Source organism: Salipaludibacillus sp. CUR1 (genome assembly GCF_021028955.1).
Lineage (GTDB): Bacteria > Bacillota > Bacilli > Bacillales > Salisediminibacteriaceae > Salipaludibacillus.
Window position 1 is genome coordinate 21543 of sequence record NZ_JAIWPE010000027.1, and the last position, 6054, is coordinate 27596.

At 41.0% G+C, this 6054-nt stretch carries 7 protein-coding genes; 2 read left to right on the forward strand and 5 right to left on the reverse strand.

The features are described 5' to 3' along the window. Window positions 1-38 precede the first annotated feature (38 nt). Together K8O68_RS06495 and K8O68_RS06500 are read right to left on the reverse strand one after the other, a co-directional pair. Complete coding sequence (locus K8O68_RS06495; RefSeq protein WP_230896122.1) at window positions 39-689, reverse strand: 2OG-Fe(II) oxygenase; 651 nt, start codon at window positions 687-689, stop codon at window positions 39-41. Window positions 690-968: 279 nt separating this feature from the next. Further along, window positions 969-1865, reverse strand: a complete 897-nt coding sequence (locus tag K8O68_RS06500; protein WP_230896114.1) for a cupin domain-containing protein — start codon at window positions 1863-1865, stop codon at window positions 969-971. Window positions 1866-2114: 249 nt separating this feature from the next. Here K8O68_RS06500 and K8O68_RS06505 point away from each other — a divergent pair, with 249 nt between their 5' ends. Beyond that, window positions 2115-2297, forward strand: a complete 183-nt coding sequence (locus tag K8O68_RS06505; protein WP_230896115.1) for a DUF3896 family protein — start codon at window positions 2115-2117, stop codon at window positions 2295-2297. A 162-nt stretch (window positions 2298-2459) separates the two neighbouring features. On the opposite strand, the gene K8O68_RS06510 is transcribed toward K8O68_RS06505, so the two are convergent. After that, a complete protein-coding gene (locus K8O68_RS06510; protein ID WP_230896116.1) occupies window positions 2460-2648 on the reverse strand; it encodes a hypothetical protein in 189 nt (62 codons plus the stop codon). A gap of 519 nt (window positions 2649-3167) precedes the next feature. On the opposite strand from K8O68_RS06510, the gene K8O68_RS06515 reads away from it, so the two are divergent. Then, on the forward strand, window positions 3168-3398 hold the full coding sequence (locus K8O68_RS06515) for a hypothetical protein (protein ID WP_230896117.1): 231 nt from the start codon (window positions 3168-3170) through the stop codon (window positions 3396-3398). Window positions 3399-3553: 155 nt separating this feature from the next. Here K8O68_RS06515 and K8O68_RS06520 read toward each other — a convergent pair whose 3' ends face one another. Both K8O68_RS06520 and K8O68_RS06525 read right to left on the reverse strand, forming a co-directional pair. Continuing rightward, entirely contained in the window at window positions 3554-5020 is a 1467-nt protein-coding gene (locus tag K8O68_RS06520; RefSeq protein ID WP_230896118.1) for an ammonia-forming cytochrome c nitrite reductase subunit c552, read from the reverse strand. A gap of 17 nt (window positions 5021-5037) precedes the next feature. Beyond that, the gene (locus K8O68_RS06525; RefSeq protein ID WP_230896119.1) at window positions 5038-5559 is read right to left on the reverse strand and encodes a cytochrome c3 family protein; all 522 of its coding nucleotides are present in this window, start codon (window positions 5557-5559) and stop codon (window positions 5038-5040) included. Window positions 5560-6054 lie beyond the last annotated feature (495 nt).

Sequence of the window (6054 nt, forward strand, 5' to 3'; positions counted from 1 at the left end):
AAAGAAGCCGCCTAAGCAGCTTCAATCACACATATTTACTACCTTACACTTTGCCGTCTCATCCATTGCGTGGCCGCCCATTTATCCCCAGCTATAACCGGTGCGCCGCCATGAAATGTTAACTCATTTAATTCTTTGTCATTATAGAAGTACTCGAAATACACCGCCATTCCCTTTTGAGGAGACACTGAAAAATTAAGTTTAGGGAAAAATGTTTCTCCCCCCTGCTCGACATCATTTAAGTACATCACTAACGTGCTGATTCTCGGGTTGGTGACTGTTTGATTGGCGGACGAAAAATAATCAAAATGGGCTTTGTACTCCTGTCCAATTTTATAATTGAGAACTTGCAGGCCTTCTCCATTTTCTGAAGGGACACCCATAATCTGTGAGACCCTTTTATCAATTCTCTTAACGACTTCATTGCCCTCTTCGTCTAAAAATGTACTGCTGCTTGTTCTTAATTTATTGACCTCGCGTGTATTCCCAATTTTAGAACGTTTAAGTTTATCTTTAGACAGCCTGATTAACTCGTCACATTCATCATCACTTAAAACATTTCCTAAGATGACAATTAACGGTTCTTCTACTTTAGCAATAATGTTTATTTCTCTATCATCTGTCTGTATTTTATTGCCGGCATGGTGAAAAATTGTTTGTTCCTTAATTGATAAGTCTTTAAATTCCATTGACACTTTTCATCAACCTCTTTTGTTTAAATTTTCAGAAAAAACAAGCCAACGGACGACGATTCCATTTAAACCTTTTGTTCCTTAAGTGACATATCAATAGTCTAATTTTACACTCAGCATCGGCATTAATCTACCATTTTATTACTGTATTACATAAAAAAAGAAAACAATTTCTCTAATTAAAACGATTTTTATCCACTGATCCAAATAAAAAAAGAGCTGTATTAACAGCTCAAAAAAGTAAATTCATTTTTTCCGCTAAGCATTCATCTGATATTAATAGTGGTGATGCTCTTCTGCAGCAATTGCGTCCTCTTTCGTTTCGTGCACAGTTCCGAATGGATGCTCAGGCGGGGCATAGATTGAATAAACTTTCAGCGGTTTGTTACCCGTATTGGTCAGATTATGCCATTTCCCTGCAGGGACCATTATCGCAAAATCTTCTGACGCCCGGCGCTGAAAATCTAAATTATCCTTACTGTCCCCCATTTGCACAAGACCCTCACCGTCCTCAATACGTATAAACTGGTCCACGTCAGGGTGAAGTTCCAAACCGATATCATCGCCCACATCAATACTCATTAATGTGACTTGTAAATACTCCCCAGTCCAGATAGCCGTCCGGAACGTCTCGTTTTCCTTAGTCACTTCCTCAATATCCACTACAAATGGCTGAGACCCGTAATCCTGTAAGGCGTTATGATTCATATGTTCAAATCGCTGGCCCCCTGAAGAAGCATGTAAAAAGACATTTTGAACGAGAGGATTAGGCGTCTGCGAATAATTTCTTTGATATTCACTATACCCTTGAGCTTCTGATTCCGAAGCCTTTTGTACGCCTTCTCTGTAGCTGTCAAAAGCTATTTCGTCGATTTGGTACTCCGGCTGTCTTCCGGTCATTGTGATATAAAGATTAGTAAAATTATTTAAATGGTACCTTTTCTCTTCCAAAGCCCGGAGAATATCATGCTGGTGTTTTTCGTTCGGTGCCGCTTTAACTAACCGGCTGTAAAGATCAACCGCTGAAGCTTCCCTCTTTATTCCTGAAAGAATCGCATCAATCATCTCCTGGTCATTTTCCTGATAGCCTCTGGACATATAGCCGGCAGGAGTCATCGGTGTGTACGCATTTGCGTAATAAGGATAGGCATACATGTTAGGATCGTAATACATAATGGTCATCCCCTTATTTATCATATACATACAGCCTATGCCTATTTTCAAAAAACGTACGTTGTTTTAATGGGTGATTTTATACAGGATTTCCCCATGAGATGTCAAATAGTCACAAAATTATAACATATCACCCGGAAACTGAGGAATATTCAGGGTATCATAAAGATAAGAAAAGTTTTCATTTTTTCCCATTTAATCATTTTTGTGTGGACATCATGGGTGCAAAAAGACGAAAGGGTGATGGAAATGGAATACCAAAAAGCTAAAGAGAAATTAGAATTATTAAAAGCGGAATTAATAGGCAAAATGGACAACCCGTCTTTATCCGAAGAAGAAAAACAAACCATTCAGAAATCTATTGATAATTATGACTATATCATCGAATTAACCGATATGAACCACTATTACCGTGGACCAAACGTTCATTAATTAAATCCGCAGGAAATAAAATCATTGAGCTTTATTTGCCAGCACCGCATTTTGCGGTGCTATTTTGTGTTTTTACATTTAAATTATTATGACCTCCGTTAACATGCGAGGTAAAAGCATCAAAAGGAACTACTAAGCTAGCAGTGACCTTCTCCTTCAAAATTAATTCGTCCTTATCTTTTTAAGCAGAACGCCATTGGCAATGATGCCAATTAACCCGGTGACAGCAAAAATCCAGGCAACAACTAAAGGAATAGAAGCTAATGATTCTGCAGTTATTCTAAACACTCCAAATCCAAAAACAAGCAAGCTCCCGATGAGAGTTAAAATTACTTTCATTAAGTTTGACACATTAAAAACCTCCAATAGCAGCGTGTAAATATGTTGCTAATAGTATGATTGAAATGAAAATTACATCATTTCATAAGTTTAATAGCTGAAAACGCCAATCAGAACAGCTTATGGGTACATGCATAAACCTCTCACTCTTTTATATCAGGCTACGTCCCCATCCATATTAACATTATTTTCCACAAAATAGGAAGGTGGCTTTTATGGTTTATAAAACTCTTATGTAAATTAAAATCTATTAGTCTCTTTTTACCTTTCATCGCTTTCATCCCTTCTTTCGGGCATTTGCCCCACTCTCTTTTTACCTTTCACTGCTCACTCCTCTTCCTTCGGGCATTTGCCGCCTTCTCTTTTCACCTTTTATCCCGCCGGTCCTGAAAAAGAGAGCAGCATCAATGGTTATTAAACGGTTCCCTTGCTCTTAACAACCCATTTTTTGTAAAAATTCGAAACTTTATATTTATTACTTCGTAAATAAGTATCAATATTCCAGTTAGTGATCACACGGAGGTGGGCTGATTGCAAATAGAAGTTCTCTTTACACTTTTGATAGGCATCATAATAATGGGGCTGGGCTCCCTTATTTATTTGAAAAAAGCTTTATTTCTAGTTAACTTTAATTCATGGACGGTTTTTGGAGATCATCAGGTTCCAGTTGCTAAAATACTGGGGTTTCTCGTTTTTATTGTTGGAGTAGCGGTGGTTTTCCTGCCATTAATTTTCGGAACTGAGAACATCAATCCATTGTAGAATCTTTCACTTTCCTGCGGCTCAAACAAACTTTATTTAATGAAAAAAGGCAGCCATTAGTAATCAATTAATCTTTTGATCTTCTACGCTTTTCAATTTCCCAAACGAAAAAAACTCTCCACGCCGCTGCTGCCAGGAGAGTTTTTTCAATAAAATCAGTTATCCCGTACGTCTGGGAACCATTCGTTGATGGCTTGCAGGTGTTTTTCATGGTTCACTGATTCATCGATAACATTTTCTTTCGTGAGTTTAATCTGTTCTTCAAGTTCATCAATGTCTTCTCCAACGGCCATTAATTCTCTCGTAGCTAAAATAATAGCTTCTTGAGATTTATCAATGGATCGTGTGAAAGATGCCATCGCTCCGTCAGGGTTATGGAAACCGTATGAGTTTTCAGCAGCCGGCATATCCCAGAACCATTGGCCTTCGCGCACAAGTGCCTGCGCTTCTTTGACCTTCTCTTCGTCTACGCCGCTTGTGATCATCCTGTTCACATAGTAATGAGCGGAAGCGCTGATGTCCTGTGCCCTTAGAAGCTGTTCTTTATGGCGTTTCTGGATATCATCGACACGGTTTTCTAAATAAGATGGTGTTTTGTCGCCGTGGCATGTGCGGCATGATTCTTCAAGCGTTTCCATCGGTGATCCCCAGCGGTGGGAACTCATTTTTTCGCCGTCGACGCGCTGGTAAGGCATATGGCAGTCGGCACACGAGACAGTCTGGTGAGGGCCGTAGCTCCACAATTCATATTCCGGATGCTGTGCTTTAAGAATCGGGCCTCCTGAAATAGCAGACACAAACTCTCCCTGAAAACCGCCGTCTCTCTCTGCCTGGGCTTCGGAGTAGTCCCATTGCTCTTCAAAAGTCAGGCCGTCTCCCCAAGGCAGGGTGGTCTGCAGGTCATTAAGCGGGTCAAAATAATATTCCACATGGCATTGGGCGCATACAAGGGAACGCATATCGTGCTGGGTCGCATTCTCTATGTCAAACCCGAGTCGTTCCAATCCATCAGTTAAATGTGGTGCCGTAATGCGCAGTTCCATCGTTTCAGGGTCATGGCAGGTCGAACAGCCGACAGACACATGTCCCCATTCAGCGCTGTGGCCTTTACCATCAATGACTTTCCCCTTATCCTCTCCGGCTTTTTCTTCAAGCCAAGGCAGGGCTTCTTCGTGGTAATTCAGTTTGTACGCCTCTTCTGCCCCAAATTCCTCAATCATCTCAGGAAACAGGGTAGTTTTGCAGGACATACACGCCGAAACGGCATTAGGGTTTTGTGTGATCCGTCTCACATTCATTTGGTCTTCAAAAGCATAAGTATGTCCCCTGGTGAGGTTGTACTCAACAGCAAATCCGAATCCGTTCCAGACAATCGGCAAATACGGCTCAATTGACGGATCATTCTTCGGCAGCACCTCATTCTGATTCTCCATATTTTCTAAATAACTTTCCCAATGGAGCGGGAATTTGTCTTTAAAAGCCAGGTTGTTCCATTCATTGGCATCAAGGCCCGTGGTCAAAGGCTCGCTTTCCTGTGCTTCAGAACTGGCGCAGCCTATTAATGCTAAAAATAAGAATGAGGCTATGACAAACAGAAAAGATTTCTTACTGATCCTCCACATTGGTTTCACTCCTTTCTTCATCTATTCGGTTCGGCAAATTGAAATGACTGGGGTTCAAACCACTCATCCGGTCTGTAATCTCCTTTACCATGAGGAACCTGGCGGTGGCAGTCGATACAGCTGTCGTAAGCTCCGTCATGAGCGACATTTTTAATGCCCGTCTCATGGCAGTCAATACAGTTAGCATTAATGACATCTTTTGACTCAGCGGTAGCATGGATCACATTCGGAATATTGTTCGACCCGATCGTATTCATGTACACATGGCTTGCTCCAGCTTTAGCTTTATAAGCCATTTTAGATGTGGTGCTGTCACGCGGCGCATGACAGTCATTACACGACAAGGTCGCATGATTGGATGCCGAGTAACTCTCGTAAGCCGTTTCCATAAGGTGGCAGCTCGCACAAAATTCCCCGCTGTCTGTCGCTTTCATCGTTCCGGCAGTGCCTGCAAAAAACGTAATCCCCAGAAAAATACCAATTACGGTGAAGAGCAGCAGCCGTTTGTCCAGTCTGAACTTTTTCAGCTTTGCACTCACGATTTTACCTCCTTTCTGTACGTGTTGTTCCAAAGCAAAGGCCCGTGCAAAAAGCGGTGTGATATTTCTCACACCCTACTTTTATTATATTTTCTGAAAATTTTCCCAGGGGTGATTTATATCACATTTTTTGTGTCTGAAAAGTGAACGTCCTGAATTTGCGAAATCGCTCAATCCCTTGTATGGCAAGGATTCCGTCAGTTCACTGGCAGGTTTTAAGAATGGATGTGTGAATAGCGTGTGAAAATGTGATTTTTAGCACCTTTTCTTTAAATTTCACGCATCTCGCCCCCTAGTTTATAAGTCCTAATTTTTCCATTAATGTTTATGTTTGTTTTTCAGGGTGAATAAAACGGATAAGCTTCTATCTTTTTATAAAGGAGCATTCCTGTAAGAAAGAAATTTGGGGTTTGAACAAAAAAGAGCCCCCTTGGTATGATACGAGGTGTCCAAAGCTGATCAGCGAAAAGGACCCTTAATTGATACCCAAGGAGG

Bases quoted from the DNA above. Each gene is read 5' to 3' on its own strand.
- K8O68_RS06495 (WP_230896122.1), bottom strand. From the start codon at position 689: ATGGAATTTAAAGACTTATCAATTAAGGAACAAACAATTTTTCACCAT.
- K8O68_RS06500 (WP_230896114.1), bottom strand. From the start codon at position 1,865: ATGTATTACGATCCTAACATGTATGCCTATCCTTATTACGCAAATGCG.
- K8O68_RS06505 (WP_230896115.1), top strand. From the start codon at position 2,115: ATGGAATACCAAAAAGCTAAAGAGAAATTAGAATTATTAAAAGCGGAA.
- K8O68_RS06520 (WP_230896118.1), bottom strand. From the start codon at position 5,020: ATGTGGAGGATCAGTAAGAAATCTTTTCTGTTTGTCATAGCCTCATTC.